Annotated in this window: 13 protein-coding genes; 6 read left to right on the top strand and 7 right to left on the bottom strand. The window is 41.4% G+C overall.

Annotated features, from left to right (window positions below):
• The first annotated feature begins 6 nt into the window (after positions 1 to 6).
• Positions 7 to 3,171, top strand: coding sequence for a bifunctional cytochrome P450/NADPH--P450 reductase CypB (gene cypB / locus ACQVGT_RS07465; protein ID WP_015483490.1), 3,165 nt, complete (start codon positions 7 to 9; stop codon positions 3,169 to 3,171).
• A 242-nt stretch (positions 3,172 to 3,413) separates the two neighbouring features.
• On the opposite strand, the gene ACQVGT_RS07470 is transcribed toward cypB, so the two are convergent.
• The 5 genes from ACQVGT_RS07470 to ACQVGT_RS07490 all read right to left on the bottom strand — a co-directional run bounded on the left by ACQVGT_RS07470 (position 3,414) and on the right by ACQVGT_RS07490 (position 8,304).
• A complete protein-coding gene (locus ACQVGT_RS07470) occupies positions 3,414 to 3,704 on the bottom strand; it encodes a YrhK family protein (RefSeq protein WP_015483489.1) in 291 nt (96 codons plus the stop codon).
• A 201-nt stretch (positions 3,705 to 3,905) separates the two neighbouring features.
• Positions 3,906 to 5,810 carry a peptidoglycan O-acetyltransferase OatA gene (gene oatA / locus ACQVGT_RS07475; RefSeq protein ID WP_015384211.1) on the bottom strand — a complete coding sequence of 635 codons (1,905 nt, stop codon included), beginning with the start codon at positions 5,808 to 5,810 and terminating at the stop codon, positions 3,906 to 3,908.
• Positions 5,811 to 5,920: 110 nt separating this feature from the next.
• Positions 5,921 to 6,778, bottom strand: coding sequence for an anti-sigma-V factor RsiV (gene rsiV / locus ACQVGT_RS07480; RefSeq protein WP_015384210.1), 858 nt, complete (start codon positions 6,776 to 6,778; stop codon positions 5,921 to 5,923).
• The gene (gene sigV / locus ACQVGT_RS07485; RefSeq protein WP_004398891.1) at positions 6,778 to 7,278 is read right to left on the bottom strand and encodes an RNA polymerase sigma factor SigV; all 501 of its coding nucleotides are present in this window, start codon (positions 7,276 to 7,278) and stop codon (positions 6,778 to 6,780) included. The genes rsiV and sigV overlap by 1 nt, the downstream gene beginning before the upstream one ends.
• 198 nt (positions 7,279 to 7,476) lie before the next feature.
• Entirely contained in the window at positions 7,477 to 8,304 is an 828-nt protein-coding gene (locus tag ACQVGT_RS07490) for a TrmB family transcriptional regulator (RefSeq protein WP_015483488.1), read from the bottom strand.
• A gap of 153 nt (positions 8,305 to 8,457) precedes the next feature.
• On the opposite strand from ACQVGT_RS07490, the gene ACQVGT_RS07495 reads away from it, so the two are divergent.
• Positions 8,458 to 9,090, top strand: coding sequence for a LysE family transporter (locus ACQVGT_RS07495; protein ID WP_015384208.1), 633 nt, complete (start codon positions 8,458 to 8,460; stop codon positions 9,088 to 9,090).
• 96 nt (positions 9,091 to 9,186) lie between these two features.
• Here ACQVGT_RS07495 and ACQVGT_RS07500 read toward each other — a convergent pair whose 3' ends face one another.
• Positions 9,187 to 10,575 carry an amino acid permease gene (locus ACQVGT_RS07500; protein WP_015483487.1) on the bottom strand — a complete coding sequence of 463 codons (1,389 nt, stop codon included), beginning with the start codon at positions 10,573 to 10,575 and terminating at the stop codon, positions 9,187 to 9,189.
• A 38-nt stretch (positions 10,576 to 10,613) separates the two neighbouring features.
• Complete coding sequence (locus ACQVGT_RS07505; RefSeq protein WP_121517033.1) at positions 10,614 to 10,754, bottom strand: hypothetical protein; 141 nt, start codon at positions 10,752 to 10,754, stop codon at positions 10,614 to 10,616.
• 551 nt (positions 10,755 to 11,305) lie between these two features.
• Between ACQVGT_RS07505 and levR the strand changes: the two genes are divergently transcribed.
• The 4 genes from levR (at position 11,306) to levF (ending at position 16,057) form a co-directional block, all read left to right on the top strand.
• Positions 11,306 to 14,113, top strand: coding sequence for a transcriptional regulator LevR (levR, locus tag ACQVGT_RS07510; RefSeq protein WP_015384206.1), 2,808 nt, complete (start codon positions 11,306 to 11,308; stop codon positions 14,111 to 14,113).
• A gap of 189 nt (positions 14,114 to 14,302) precedes the next feature.
• Positions 14,303 to 14,743, top strand: coding sequence for a PTS fructose transporter subunit IIA (gene levD / locus ACQVGT_RS07515; RefSeq protein WP_003246144.1), 441 nt, complete (start codon positions 14,303 to 14,305; stop codon positions 14,741 to 14,743).
• Positions 14,743 to 15,231: a PTS fructose transporter subunit IIB gene (levE, locus tag ACQVGT_RS07520; RefSeq protein ID WP_004399158.1), complete on the top strand. Its 489-nt coding sequence runs from the start codon at positions 14,743 to 14,745 to the stop codon at positions 15,229 to 15,231. The genes levD and levE overlap by 1 nt, the downstream gene beginning before the upstream one ends.
• Before the next feature lie 16 nt (positions 15,232 to 15,247).
• The gene (levF, locus tag ACQVGT_RS07525; RefSeq protein WP_015384204.1) at positions 15,248 to 16,057 is read left to right on the top strand and encodes a PTS fructose transporter subunit IIC; all 810 of its coding nucleotides are present in this window, start codon (positions 15,248 to 15,250) and stop codon (positions 16,055 to 16,057) included.
• Positions 16,058 to 16,069: the final 12 nt, after the last annotated feature.

The raw sequence follows: 16,069 nt of genomic DNA on the forward strand, positions 1-16,069 counted from the left end.
ATGTTAATGAAACAGGCAAGCGCAATACCTCAGCCCAAAACATACGGACCTTTAAAAAATCTTCCGCATCTGGAAAAAGAACAGCTTTCTCAATCCTTATGGCGGATAGCTGATGAATTGGGACCGATTTTCCGTTTTGATTTTCCGGGAGTATCCAGTGTTTTTGTCTCGGGCCACAATCTTGTGGCTGAAGTATGTGATGAAAGCCGCTTCGACAAGAACCTTGGCAAAGGCTTGCAAAAGGTGCGCGAGTTCGGGGGAGATGGCTTATTTACAAGCTGGACGCACGAACCGAACTGGCAAAAAGCCCACCGCATTTTGCTGCCGAGTTTTAGTCAAAAAGCGATGAAAGGCTATCATTCTATGATGCTGGATATCGCAACCCAGCTGATTCAAAAGTGGAGCCGCTTAAACCCTAATGAAGAAATTGATGTAGCGGACGATATGACACGTCTGACGCTTGATACGATTGGGTTATGCGGGTTTAACTATCGATTCAACAGCTTTTACCGTGATTCACAGCATCCGTTTATCACCAGTATGCTCCGTGCCTTAAAAGAGGCGATGAATCAATCGAAAAGACTGGGCCTGCAAGATAAAATGATGGTGAAAACGAAGCTGCAGTTCCAAAAGGATATAGAAGTCATGAACTCCCTGGTTGATAGAATGATAGCGGAGCGAAAGGCGAATCCGGATGAAGACATTAAGGATCTCTTGTCTCTCATGCTTTATGCCAAAGATCCAGTAACGGGTGAAACGCTGGATGACGAAAACATTCGATACCAAATCATCACATTTTTAATTGCTGGACATGAGACAACAAGCGGGTTGCTTTCCTTTGCGATTTATTGTCTGCTTACACATCCGGAAAAACTGAAAAAAGCTCAGGAGGAAGCGGATCGCGTGTTAACAGATGACACGCCTGAATATAAACAAATCCAGCAGCTCAAATACATTCGGATGGTTTTAAATGAAACCCTCAGACTGTATCCAACAGCTCCGGCTTTTTCTCTATATGCGAAGGAGGATACTGTTCTAGGCGGGGAATATCCGATCAGTAAAGGGCAGCCAGTCACTGTTTTAATTCCAAAACTGCACCGGGATCAAAACGCTTGGGGACCGGATGCGGAAGATTTCCGTCCGGAACGGTTTGAGGATCCTTCAAGTATCCCTCACCATGCGTATAAGCCGTTTGGAAACGGACAGCGCGCTTGTATTGGCATGCAGTTTGCTCTTCAAGAAGCGACAATGGTTCTCGGTCTTGTATTAAAGCATTTTGAATTGATAAACCATACTGGCTATGAACTAAAAATCAAAGAAGCATTAACGATCAAGCCGGATGATTTTAAAATTACTGTGAAACCGCGGAAAACAGCGGCAATCAATGTACAGAGAAAAGAACAGGCAGACATCAAAGCAGAAACAAAGCCAAAAGAAACCAAACCTATACACGGCACACCTTTACTCGTTCTTTACGGTTCAAACCTTGGGACAGCTGAGGGAATAGCCGGTGAACTGGCTGCTCAAGGCCGCCAGATGGGCTTTGCAGCTGAAACGGCTCCGCTTGATGATTATATCGGCAAGCTCCCTGAAGAAGGGGCAGTCGTCATTGTAACGGCTTCTTATAATGGGGCGCCGCCTGATAATGCTGCCGGCTTTGTAGAGTGGCTGAAAGAGCTTAAGGAAGGCCAATTGAAAGGTGTTTCCTATGCGGTATTCGGCTGCGGGAACCGGAGCTGGGCCAGCACGTATCAGCGGATTCCCCGCCTGATTGATGACATGATGAAAGCAAAGGGGGCATCGCGTTTAACAGAGATTGGGGAAGGTGACGCCGCCGATGATTTTGAAAGCCATCGCGAGTCTTGGGAAAACCGCTTCTGGAAGGAAACGATGGACGCATTTGATATTAACGAAATAGCCCAGAAAGAAGACAGGCCTTCATTATCGATTACTTTTCTCAGTGAGACGACGGAAACGCCGGTTGCTAAAGCATATGGCGCGTTTGAAGGGGTAGTGTTAGAGAATCGAGAACTCCAGACAGCTGACAGCACGCGTTCAACCCGCCATATTGAATTGGAAATTCCGGCTGGTAAAACATATAAAGAAGGCGATCATATCGGAATCATGCCGAAGAACAGCAGGGAGCTTGTTCAGCGGGTTCTCAGCCGATTCGGTTTGCAGTCCAATCATGTGATAAAAGTAAGCGGAAGCGCTCATATGGCTCATCTGCCGATGGATCGGCCGATAAAAGTAGTGGATTTATTGTCGTCCTATGTAGAGCTGCAGGAACCGGCATCAAGGCTTCAGCTTCGGGAGCTGGCCTCTTATACAGTTTGTCCGCCGCATCAAAAAGAGCTGGAACAGCTCGTTTCAGATGATGGCATTTACAAAGAGCAGGTACTTGCAAAACGTCTTACCATGCTTGATTTTTTAGAGGATTATCCTGCTTGCGAAATGCCGTTTGAACGGTTTTTAGCACTTTTGCCATCACTAAAACCGAGATACTATTCCATTTCAAGCTCACCGAAAGTTCATGCAAATATCGTGAGCATGACGGTAGGAGTTGTGAAAGCCTCAGCATGGAGCGGCCGAGGTGAATACCGGGGTGTCGCCTCTAATTATTTAGCAGAATTGAATACAGGTGATGCAGCAGCCTGTTTCATTCGTACTCCGCAGTCCGGATTCCAAATGCCGGATGAGTCTGAAACGCCTATGATTATGGTCGGGCCGGGCACAGGAATTGCGCCATTCAGGGGCTTTATTCAGGCAAGATCGGTTTTGAAGAAGGAAGGAAGCACCCTTGGTGAAGCACTTTTATACTTCGGCTGCCGCCGCCCGGACCATGACGACCTTTACAGAGAAGAGCTGGATCAAGCGGAACAGGACGGTTTGGTCACAATCCGCCGATGCTACTCGCGCGTCGAAAACGAACCAAAAGAATATGTCCAGCACTTGCTCAAGCAAGATACGCAGAAATTGATGACACTCATTGAAAAAGGGGCTCATATTTACGTATGCGGTGATGGATCGCAAATGGCTCCTGATGTAGAGAAAACTTTGCGATTGGCGTATGAAGCTGAAAAAGGAGCAAGTCAGGAAGAATCAGCTGAATGGCTGCAAAAGCTGCAAGATCAAAAACGTTATGTAAAAGACGTTTGGACAGGAATGTAAAACATAAAATCCCGCCAATCTGATTGGCGGGATTGCTTTGCATGTGAGAAAACCGGCACGATAATGAAATCTACTGAAAAGGATGTTATAGGGAGTATCGCGCCGGTCTTATTGTTAATATCGGCAAACAGGGACGAAAGTTTATGTTTTTTGCCTTATTTTTAAAAATAAATAGTCTTAAAGTCTCGTTTATTGCAATTTTAACATCATTTTTTTGCATTTTATCTTGTGATTCCTCGAGATCAGTCATCTGTTGAAGATTGATGCTTGAATTGCTGTTCCACATGCTTACGGTAATGAAAGTCATGAATCAGCCGGATCGTGGGCCTGATTAACAGCAGCAAGCTTCCGATCGCAAACAGCCAAATCCCTGCCGACATTAATCGGTCATAAAAAAAGAAAAAGCTCCCGACGAGAAACAAAGCACCAATAATAAAATCGTTTACTGTATAAAGAATCTTATATCGTTTTTTGAAAAAAAGCTCATATCGTTTCAGCTCTTTTTGGATGTCACGTTCTTCATTTACTGTCACCATCATCCCTCCATTCTATTTTGGCTTACCCTTACGTAAACGGAATGTAAACATAAGGGCTGCCTTGCTGAAAGGAGACATAATCAACGATTTTAAGCAGTTAGAATACTCTTCTGTTTGAATGTTTAGTTATAGTCGCAAGATCTTCCTTCAAAAACCAGAGGCAATTAGTAAAAAAGAGATCCCATAGAATCTCTTTTTTTACGATTTCATCGCCTGAACAATAAGAGCAGTCAAAGTTTTTGCCCCTTTAGGAATCAAGTGAACACCATCAGGGGTAAAATATTCTGGATGCTGAAGAGCTTCTGTATGCCAGTCAACTAACGTAACATTTTGATGTGCGCTTGCCTGGTGTTGTAAAGACTCATTAACCTTGCTTTCCCATTGGCGGGGAACCCGTGTATTGACAAGATAGATATGAGCTTTTGAGAAAGATTGAAGCAGTTGTTCGATTTGGCTGTTTGTAAAGTAGCCATTGGTTCCAAGCTCAATGATGACAGCCTTGTTCGGCTGATTAAAAGACTTGTACTCCCTTGCGAGTTCCAAAGCTTGAGACATTTGTCTTCCTACCTTTCCATCAATCGTCACATTTGAAAATGACTGACGCAGGTGTGAAGAAATATCAAGCATGACGGAATCTCCTATAGCTAAAACTTCTTTCGCAGTGTCTGCTGGTTTTTTCTGCTGTTGGGATTGCGTGTCTTTCTTTTTATGAGTCTCTTGCCCACTATCTTTGTTTTCCTTTTGACGTTGATCCGATTCTGTTGTCTTTTGTTCAGGATAGTGTTTTTTATTTGCTGCAGCGTTCTTTTTATCCCCAGAAGCCTGGCTGGAGTCAGCATTTGTTTCTTGTGAGCTATAGGTCCATTTGGTAGGGTGCTTTTGCTCGCCGGCTAGCCCTGACAGCCCGCCTGCAAAAATAAGTATAGCGAAAATAATGAAACCAATTGACAGTTTGCTGATGACAGATGTCGTTTTCCATTCCTTGATTCTATGTATAAAAACACGGCGGAAAAATGACCTAAACCCCTGTGTCCGTATCGGCTTCTCAATAAAATGATAGGAAAGCTCGGCAAGTATACATGTCAAAATGACCTTTAGCACGATATGCCAAAAAACAGGGTTTCCGATTTCTTGAACTGGCGTGCTTAACACAATAACAGGGTAATGCCAAAGATAAATTCCGTAAGACCTCGTTCCAAGCCACCGAAGCGGCCTCCATGAAAGCAGATTGCCTAAAAAGCTGCTCGGATGGCAAACACATGCAATAAGGATTGCGGCAGTCACGCTAATGAATAGCATTCCGCCTCTGTAAAGAAAAGGCTCGTATTCATCTGTGAAATAGACACACAACACTAAAATACAAAATGCCGAAAATTCAGTGGCGTGCAAAGTGTGCTTCAGTTTGCTTGGCAGCCTGTTGGAAGACAGCCTTTTCATCGGCCATACCAAAGCCAAGGCACATCCGATGAGAAGTCCAAACGAACGAGTGTCTGTGCCATAGTAAACGCGGCTCGGATCTCCGCCAGGTTCATACAGTACGCTCATCATCACGGCTGAACAAAGCGCAAGCAATGATATCACCGCAGCCAATCTGGCGCGGCTTTTCATTATGTACATTCCAACAACTAAGAACATCGGCCATATGATATAAAATTGTTCTTCAATCGCCAGCGACCAAAGGTTTTTTAGAGGTGATGGGGAACCGAAACTATCAAAATATGATAGCTTGTGAAAAATAAACCACCAATTGCTCATATAAAAGAGAGAAGAGATCGCATCTCCACGTAGAGTGTGCAATAGTTCTCGATCAAACAATACGACCCACACAACAGTGGAAAAGATCATAAGGTACGCTGCCGGCAGAAGCCGCCGAATGCGGCGCACCCAAAAGTCCCGAAAATCAAGATTGATATCATTTCCATATGCCGGTAATAGAATAGATGTAATCAAATATCCGGATAAAACAAAAAAGATATCAACTCCGATAAAACCTCCGTTAGCCCAATTGAAATTTAGATGATAAGCGATAACTGACAGGACGGCGAAAGCGCGAAGGCCATCAAGTCCAGGGATGTATCGATGATGCTGTGTCTTGTGATACATGGGTATTCCTCCAATAGTATGCAAATATTCTCGTTGTTTTTGATAGCGAGGTTACGACCTCGAATAGAGAAGAGAGAAAACATCCATGATCTTAGATGGATGTTTTTATTTTATCGAATATAACGTTCTCCCACGAGCAAGTTTGAAATGACGCTGGTTGGAATTGTAAACTCGGTAACGCCCATATAGCCGGGGGCGACTTCATATTCGTCAAATGAGATCACAAGTTTATGGTCTTCAGTAATGTAAAACGTCTGATCAGGAAGAATCGTTTTGAACGGTTCTGCATCTTCGTCAGTGAGCCAATATATTTTATTTGGATCTTCCTTCATTTGCTGTTTCATTTGTTCTTTGATGTTTTGACTGATGACTTTGATATAGCGCTCATCTTTGAATAAGCTTTTTAATGTAAGTAAAATATCATTCTTTTTGTCAATTGTAATATAACGGCTTTGTGTGTAGGAAGATGCTTGTGTTTTTTCAATATTGCGCCGGATAGAGAGTAAATCTGGCGTGTCTGTGACCGTCTCGTAATCACTGTAGATGCTGAGATGCCCTTTTTTGTTTTTGGATGTGGACTGTATAAACTCTTTATACAGCTGCTGGCTTTCTTTCAAGTATTTCTGGTTAATGCTGTTTTCAAGCTCTTTATTAGAAAGCCCGGACAAAGCAGGTGTTTTGACATCAATGCTTGATTGGTCTTTTTCCTCTTTGATTTCAATAAAGGTGATCGCTTTGACGATTTTGCCGATGACAGGGATCTTTGACATAGCCTGAGCAGCGTCAGGGTTGATATTAACAAGCGCAGTGAATAAAATAGCTGCAGCGATTGCTGCTGATGTCGGCCACATGACGATTCTTTTCTTTTTTGGTTCTTGCTGAAGGGCTTTTTCAACAATGATATCCAATTCTTTAGGAATCTGAACATTTTTATATTCTTCTCTTAATTGCTGTAATCTCTTATCCATTAAGAAAGATCCTCCTTCGTCAACTGAATGCGCATCAGCTTCAATGCTCTGTATAGGCGCGTTTTGACGGTATTCGTGTTTTCTCCTGTAATTTCCGCAATTTCTTCTAATTTGAGGTCTTCAAAAAAGCGTAAAATAATAATGGTTTTATAGCGGTACGGCAATTCGTCAAGCGCTTCATGGAGATCAGTATCCTTGTAATGGTCTTCCTTTCCTTTGCTTAAAAATTCTATCGTTTCGTCGTCCATCACTCTTATCTTTTTTTGTTTGCGCAAAAAATCAATGGCTGTCCGTACTAAAATTTTATAAAACCAGCTTTTTATCGTCTCAGGGTTTCTGACCGTTTCAACTGAGCTCAGCGCTTTTTTTATAGATTCCTGAACAATATCTAATGCGTCATCTTGATTTTTTACATAACTGAAAGCCAACCTGTAGAAATCTTGCTTATGGTCAGTTATACATGTGACAAGCAACGCTTTTGTTGTTTGTTTTTTCTTCATTGCAATAAAGGGCTCCTTTTTGAATATACGTATATCGTAGGCTGTTACCTAGGATAGACGCGGCAGGATGAAAAATAGTTTGCGCAGAATTGCATTTTTTTAAAAGAGAGAAGTAAATCAGCAAGGGGGAGTTTTATGCATAAAAAAACACGGCTTGTTTTGTACAAGCCATGTTTTTGGGGTAAGAGATGCGAAACATTATTCCAAATAATGTTTTTTGAAATCTGAATGGATAGAAAATTTACGGCGCAACTGGATGAGATTTTTCCCGAAGCTCTCTTCTAAAAGCTCTCTATGCTTTTTCAGAATTTCCATGAGGTACAGATCATGAATGATCACTTCAGTAATAGGCATGACTAAACCTACATGCATCGTCCATGCAGCACGGCTGTCGTTGCCAAGTGAGACAATGCCCGCTACTACTTCTGAATCATCTCCGCTATAGACAAGCCACCGTCCGTCATACTCTTCTGTAATTTCACTGCTCATATCATGAAGGTAAACATTGGCAAAATCAGATACGATGTCTCCGTACGCAATAATGGTGACAATAACGCCTTGATCTGCCGCATGTTTGAGCTCTGATTCTATCTCCTCAAAATCCTCTTTCCATATTTCTAAGAGGATTCTTTTTTTGGCAGATAAGATACAAGCCTTCACCTTTTCAAGAATTTCACTGCGGCCGGTGATATTCCAGATGTTTTCCCGGTCATTTGCGGTCTCCTCGAACTTTTCAAAATATTTCTCAGCCTGATCAAAATGCTCTTCCGCTTTGAGCCGGCGGTTTTTAATCAGTTCTTTTGCGGGGACTGGAACATACTGAGGCGTATTTCCATGACTGACAAAAACATCTCCCCTTATGACAAGGCTTTCCAAGACTTCATAAATTTTAGAACGGGGAACTCCGGATTTTTTGGCAACGGCATAGCCTGTTAAAGGTGATTCTTGCAATAATGCCAAATACGCTTTCGATTCATATTCTGTAAAATTGAGGTTTTTTAAAATGTCTAACATATTTTCTTTCATATATCCTCCAATATAAAGAGCAATCGCTGCCTTTGTAATCGCTATTTTAACAAACCATATTGATTTATTCCAAACTGATTGATACACTTTTATAAGTAGTTACTTTTGTAGTCACTAAATTATTGAGGGGATTTTTTAAAGGGGGAGAGAACAGTGCACAGCTTACTCGCATACATACCAATCGCTGCCATGATGGTTATCATGCCGGGGGCAGATACGATGCTTGTGATGAAAAATACGCTTAGGTATGGTCCGAAAGCCGGCCGTTATAACATTCTCGGATTGGCAACAGGACTTTCCTTTTGGACGGTGATTGCCATTTTAGGGTTATCAGTGGTGATCGCAAAGTCAGTGATTCTTTTCACAACGATCAAATATTTGGGAGCGGCATACTTAATTTATTTAGGTGTAAAAAGTTTTTTTGCTAAAAGTATGTTTTCGTTAGATGACATGCAATCCCAAGCAAAAAATATGGCAAGTTCTCCGAAACGGTATTATAAAACTTCCTTTATGCAGGGTTCACTCAGTAACATTCTCAATCCTAAAACTGTTTTGGTGTATGTTACAATCATGCCCCAATTTATCAATTTGAACGGAAATATAAACCAGCAGCTCATCATTTTAGCTTTAATCCTAACCTTATTAGCGGTGTTGTGGTTTCTGTTTCTTGTTTATATTATTGATTACGCGAAAAAATGGATGAAAAACTCGAAGTTCCAGAAAGTGTTTCAAAAAATTACCGGAATAATATTAGTAGGTTTCGGCATCAAAACTGGTTTGAGTTAACACTTAAATGAAGTGAATGAAATTTGAAACCAAAGTTTAATTTAGTGTTTGGCCCTATAAAAAAGACAAGGGAGTGAGTATCCCTTGTCTTTTTTTTTATTTCATCTTATGTCCTCTGCGGGTTTGCACCTTATACAAAATAATCAATAAAACAAACCAGACCGGGGTTACAAACAAAGCAATACGTGTATCATTCGCCAGTGCCAATATGACAAGAATGAACGCGAGAAATGCAAGTGTTAAATAGTTGGATAATGGGTAAAAAGGCATTTTAAATTTGTTTGCTTTCGCTTCATGCTGCCTTGTTTTTCGATATTTCAAATGGCAAATCACCGTGATGCCCCAAATAAAAATGAAGCATATTGTAGAAACACTTGTAATCAGTGTGAAGACTTGCTCGGGCATTAAATAATTCAGACTAACGCCAATCAGAATGGCGACGGATGAAAAGAACAGCGCATTGCTTGGCACGTTAGAAGAAGTTAATTTCTTTAATAGTCCAGGTGCGTGATGATCCTTTGCAAGTGAATAGACCATTCGGCTTGTGCTGAATAAAGCACTATTTGCAGCTGACGCGGCTGATGTTAATACAACAAAATTGATCAAACTGGCAGCCACAACGATGCCTACTGCAGAGAAGACCTGAACAAATGGGCTTTCGTTTGGATTCAACACATTCCAAGGATAGATACACATAATCACGAAAAGTGCGCCAACATAAAAAAGTAAAATCCGGACAGGGATTTGATTGATGGCTTTAGGGATCACTTTTTGGGGATTTTCTGTTTCACCTGCTGTCAGCCCAACAAGTTCAATACCCACGAAAGCGAAGACGACCATTTGGAACGATAGGATAAACCCATGCCATCCATTTGGGAACATGCCGCCGTGGCTCCAAAGGTTGGTGAGGCTGGCAGGGCCGGAAGCTGCGGAAAAACCTTTCGCAATCAGGAAAATACCAGTTACGATCAGAGCCAGTATGGCAATGACTTTGATCAATGCAAACCAAAATTCTAATTCTCCGAAAAGTTTAACGGTGGCAAGGTTCATGATCAGCAGGATAATAAGCGCAAGAAGACCCGGCAGCCATTGAGGCACATCGGGAAGCCAATATTGCGTATAAATGCCAACCGCCGTTAAATCAGCCATCGCGAGGGAAATCCAACAGAACCAGTAGGTCCACCCAGTGATAAACGCTGCCATGTTTCCTAAATAGTCCCTTACAAAATCAACAAAAGAGTGGTATCCCGCATTTGATAAGAGCAGTTCTCCGAGCGAACGCATAATGAAAAAGCAAAATACGCCGGTGATCAAGTAAGCAAATAAAATGGATGGTCCTGCAAAATGGATGGATTTACCTGAACCTAAAAATAAACCTGTACCGATTGCACCCCCAATCGCCATTAATTGTATATGCCTGTTTTTAAGGCCTCTAGACAATTTCTGTTGCTGGCCAAAATTGTCTTTGCTAGAATTGCCTATCAATTTTATTTTCCTCCAGTAATAAAAAGATGAGTAAAGTTTTATCGGATATTATAACATTTAAAAGAATAGATACTTTTATTTTTAAATTTTAAAACTATTTTAAGTGCTGTTACATGTCTTCTGGCTCTATTTTTCACTCGTGATTCTACCTGAATAGCAGAGTAAAACAGGAAAGTCATTTGGACAATCTGACAGACTAGATCGGTAACGATTTGTATAATTGCATACCCACTATGATTGAGGCCTGCAGGGGGGATCAAATCGAGAGAATCGAAGATAAAGTTTTTAAGCTTACAGATTCCTTAACCTTCAAGGTGGATTGCAAAAATGACGAAGTTTTGCAAATTGTAATACTGCGGCGGTCACATAGAGTGTCCGTCTTTTTAGTTGTGAACGAACTTAAGGGGTTATATTTGGGTAATTTGTCATGATCTATAAGATTCATTTTTTGTCATTGATGATTTTGACATCATTACATTCCCCGAGAATGATAAACTGTTTACTGATTATTACTTTTGAAGGGGACTGGCCATCCAGAACTGAGCATCTATCATACTAATATGAGATGCAAATGATTCAAAATGTAAACATATACGCATAAAAGCCAGCTTTGTCAATCTGCTATAGAGACCTTTTTAAACGTGTATCAGCAGATAATCTCAACGCGGACTATAAAGTTTCGAAATATTCTTGTTAATGGCTTATCTAATAAGGACAAAGGATGATAGACGTGAGAAGAATAGATAAAATATACCATCAGCTCAAGCATAATTTTCATGATTCAACCTTAGATCATCTTTTAAAAATACAAGGGAATTCAGCAAAGGAGATTGCCGAGCAGCTGAAAATGGAGCGGTCCAATGTCAGCTTTGAATTGAACAATCTCGTCCGGTCCAAAAAGGTCATCAAAATTAAAACGTTTCCTGTAAGATACATCCCAGTCGAGATAGCAGAAAAATTATTCAACAAGAAATGGGATACAGAGATGATGGAAGTGAAAGACCTTCAGGCGTTTTCCGAAAATTCAAAGCAAAATCATCAACACATTTCCACGAATCCCCTAGAGCTTATGATAGGGGCAAAAGGGAGTTTGAAGAAAGCGATCTCCCAGGCAAAAGCAGCTGTCTTTTATCCGCCGAACGGTCTGCATATGCTCCTCCTAGGGCCGACTGGTTCCGGTAAATCCCTTTTTGCGAACCGAATTTACCAGTTTGCCATTTACTCTGACATATTGAAGGCCGGCGCACCATTTATTACATTTAACTGTGCAGACTACTACAACAACCCTCAATTATTGCTTTCTCAATTATTCGGACACAAAAAAGGTTCATTTACAGGTGCTGCCGAGGATAAGGCAGGTTTAGTCGAACAAGCCAATGGGGGCATTCTTTTTATGGATGAAATCCACCGTCTCCCTCCCGAGGGACAAGAAATGCTGTTTTATTTTATTGACAGCGGTTCTTATAACAGGCTTGGAGAATCTGAACATAAACGAACATCGAATGTATTGTTTATTTGTGCGACTACAGAAAATCCGAGTTCTGCACTATTGAAAACATTTTTGCGAAGAATCCCAATGACCATTCATATTCCTTCGCTTGAAGAACGATCGCTTAAAGAAAGAGTAGATTTGACGACGTTTTTATTAGGGAAAGAAGCAGAGCGAATTAAGAAGAATCTGAGTGTGCATATCGATGTCTATAATGCGCTTATTCATTCTGCGAAATTTGGGAATGTCGGACAGCTGAAATCAAATGTCCAGTTAGTTTGCGCACACGGATTTTTGCATAACCTTGACAGAAATGAGGTTATTGAACTGACTGTTCGCGATCTGCCTGATGAAATCAAGCAAGAATGGATGTCCAGCAGCAAAAACATGCAAAGAAGCAAAGCCATTTCTGAATATGTCAATATTACAACGATTATCTCTCCGATTGTAGAAGATGAAACAACAAAAATTGACGAGGACCTCTCATTTAACTTATATCATTTGATTGAGGAAAAAGTGAAAACGCTTATGAAAGAAGGTTTATCCAAAAAGGATATTAACCAATACATCTTGACTGATGTCCATTTGCATGTCAGAAGTTTTTTTCATCATCAAGCTTTTCAAAAAGACAACCTGCTGACATTCGTTGAAGATGACGTGATTCAAATGACAAAACAGTTAAAAGAAATAGCTGAACATGAGCTGGATTGCACATTTGACCGTAAGTTTATTTATTTCTTGAGTATGCATATTGACGCATTTTTAAAGCGAGGAAAGCAAATTGATGTTTTGAATACACAGGAGACGGATGAAATTCGTGACACTCATGTGAAAGAATATCGGGTGGCGATGATTTTTAAAGATAAAATTCAGGAATATTTTAAAGTGGCTATTCCTGAAATAGAAGTCATCTACTTAACGATGTTAATCCATTCCATCAAATCGTTAAAGGAGAACAAAAGAGTCGGAATTATCGTGGCTGCTCATGGAAACAGCACGGCGAGTTCAATGGTTGAAGTTGCGACAGAACTGCTAGGGAGCACGCCGATTGCAGCAGTTGACATGCCGCTTTCTGTTTCACCTTCGGACATTATTGAATGCGTAGCAGAAAAAATGAAACAGGTTGATGAAGGTGAAGGTGTTTTAATGCTGGTAGACATGGGGTCGCTTGCAATGCTGGAAAGCAGGCTGGAGGAAAAGACAGGAATTTCCATTAAAACGATCAGCAATGTTACGACTTCAATGGTGCTGGATGCTGTCAGAAAGGTCAACTATTTGAATTTAAATTTGCATGCGATCTATCAATCGGTCACGAAGGATTTTATCGAGTTGTGGGAGCGTCAGCCAGCGGCACCCGGCAAAAAGAAGGCATTGGTATCCATCTGCACGACGGGCAGCGGAACGGCCAAAAAGCTGGAAGACATTCTAACCACGATCGTAAACAAGGCCTCCGATACCCCGATTCACATATTGACCGTATCATCGATTAAGCTGGCCAACAGCATAAAAGAAATCGAAAAAGAGTATGAAATCCTTGCGACAGTCGGAACGAAAGACCCTAAAATCAATGCTCCGCATGTATCTTTAGAAGTGTTAATTGAAGGTGAGGGAGAGAAGCTGATTCAACAGGCGATTACAAAAGGAAGCATCCCCTTGAGCAATGGATTGAACGAAGCAAATATGATTGTCAGGGAGCTTTGCGAGGATAGTCTGAAAAAATACCTTGTCTTCTTGAATCCTCATCATGTGATCGAAATGTTATTGGAGTGGCTGCAAACCGTTCAAGATGAGCTGGGAGTCATTTTCAATAATGCGGTTTTGATCAAAGTCATTATGCACACGGCTTTCGCCTTTGAAAGGGTAATTAAGCAGAATCCGATCGCTTTCTCGGAGGAAGAAGAGATCAATGATCAGCTGAAGGAAATGGTGTACGTGACAGAGCGGACATTAGCCCCTTATGAAGAAAAGCTCGGACTTCGCATAAGTGATGATGAAAAATTATTTATAGCCGCCATATTTGCTGAAGAAGTGCATGGTCAGCTGTTTTAAAAATAGTTTTTTTATATGAACCTGTATTAAATGGAACACCATTTTAATACAGGTTTATTTTTTTCGTTTTAAGTGTTTCAACAACAAATTGCTATTGGCTGAAATAACAATGAAAACGCTTAACACAACTGTGTTGGCACGATCCTTGCATTATATATGGATGTACAAAACAGGAAAGGAGCAATAGATATGATTTCAGTTATTATCAGCGGTCATGGAGATTTCCCCATAGCATTAAAAGAATCTTCAGGGATGATATTCGGTGAAGAAAATAACCTGATTGCAGTGCCGTTTTTTAAAGGGGAAGGAATACAAACGTTGCAAGAAAAATATCATCAGGCGCTCAAGGATATCCCGGAAGAACATGAAGTGCTTTTTTTAGTCGATATTTTTGGAGGGACGCCATATAACGCGGCAGCTTCCTTTATTGCTGAGGATCAAAGAATGGATATGGCAGCCGGCGTAAACCTGCCGATTCTGCTGGAGGTATTAAGCCTGAGAGAACATCTGGCTCTCAAAGATTTGCTGAACAACTTAAAAGCAATGAGTCAGCAAAGCTTTCAAGTGTGCAGTGAACATTTAGAAAAAGTAAAAACAGCCAATCAAGATACAAGAGAGGATGAATTATGATGAACATTGTGTTAGCAAGAATTGATGACCGCTTTATTCACGGCCAAATCCTGACAAGGTGGATAAAAGTCCATGCAGCCGACCGAATCATCGTTGTCTCCGACGATATTGCTCAGGACGAAATGAGAAAAACGCTGATCCTTTCTGTTGCGCCTTCAAATGTAAAGGCGAGTGCCGTCTCGGTTTCTAAAATGGCAAAAGCATTTCATAGTCCGCGCTACGAAGGGGTAACGGCAATGCTCCTGTTTGAAAATCCGTCCGATATTGTATCTCTTATAGAAGCAGGTGTACCGATCAAAACCGTAAACGTGGGGGGAATGCGTTTTGAAAATCATCGCAGGCAAATCACAAAATCAGTCAGTGTCACAGAACAAGATATAAAGGCATTTGAAACATTAAGTGACAAGGGCGTGAAACTGGAATTGAGGCAGCTGCCTTCAGATGCCAGTGAGGATTTTGTACAGATTTTACGGAACGTAACAAAATAATCAAGGGGATGAGAATATGTCTTCATTACAAATTATTTTGTTGTTAATCATTGCAGCAATCACCGGAATCGCAAGTGTATTGGATGAAGGGCAGACACACCGGCCGCTTGTGGCCTGTACGTTAGTTGGCTTGGTGCTCGGGGACTTAAAAACGGGAATTATTCTTGGAGGCACACTGGAGCTGATGGCGCTCGGCTGGATGAACGTCGGGCTTGCCATGGCACCTGATACAGCGATCGCCTCTGTCATCTCAACCATTTTAGTTATTACCGCTGATCAGGGAATTGGCGAAGGGATTGCTGTCGCTGTTGCTTTAGCAGCTGCGGGTCAGGCGCTGACGATTTTTGTTCGGACGATCACTGTCTTTTTCATCCACCGCGCTGATCAATATGCAAAAGCGGGAAATATAAAAGGAATTGAAATTATGCATATTACCGCGATGGTGTTTCAAGCTTTGCGCGTCATGATTCCTACATTGATTGTTGCTTTGATTAGTGTCAGCGCTGTTCAGGCGTTCCTGGGAAATATTCCTGATGTCATTACAAAAGGACTGCAAATAGGCGGAGGCATTATTGTAGTTGTCGGGTATGCCATGGTGATCAATATGATGAATATTCCTTATTTAAAGCCATTTTTCTATATTGGTTTCTTATTAGCGGCGTTTACCGATTTTAACTTAGTGGGATTTGGAGCCCTTGGTCTCTGTCTGGCGCTTTTATACCAGCAGGTGATGCAAAAACAAAGCGCTCACGGAGTAGTCGCGGCCGCATCAGACAGTGGCAGTGTTGCTGTTTATGATGACGATGATGATGATCTTGATGCCTAAACGATGAGGGGG

This window comes from Bacillus sp. SCT118 (assembly GCF_058566435.1).

Coding starts and splice junctions, on each gene's coding strand:
- levE (WP_004399158.1), top strand. CDS start 14,743: ATGAACATTGTGTTAGCAAGAATTGATGACCGCTTTATTCACGGCCAA.
- sigV (WP_004398891.1), bottom strand. CDS start 7,278: ATGAAGAAAAAACAAACAACAAAAGCGTTGCTTGTCACATGTATAACT.
- oatA (WP_015384211.1), bottom strand. CDS start 5,810: ATGTATCACAAGACACAGCATCATCGATACATCCCTGGACTTGATGGC.
- cypB (WP_015483490.1), top strand. CDS start 7: ATGAAACAGGCAAGCGCAATACCTCAGCCCAAAACATACGGACCTTTA.
- levD (WP_003246144.1), top strand. CDS start 14,303: ATGATTTCAGTTATTATCAGCGGTCATGGAGATTTCCCCATAGCATTA.
- ACQVGT_RS07505 (WP_121517033.1), bottom strand. CDS start 10,754: ATGACTTTCCTGTTTTACTCTGCTATTCAGGTAGAATCACGAGTGAAA.
- ACQVGT_RS07490 (WP_015483488.1), bottom strand. CDS start 8,304: ATGAAAGAAAATATGTTAGACATTTTAAAAAACCTCAATTTTACAGAA.
- levF (WP_015384204.1), top strand. CDS start 15,248: ATGTCTTCATTACAAATTATTTTGTTGTTAATCATTGCAGCAATCACC.
- rsiV (WP_015384210.1), bottom strand. CDS start 6,778: ATGGATAAGAGATTACAGCAATTAAGAGAAGAATATAAAAATGTTCAG.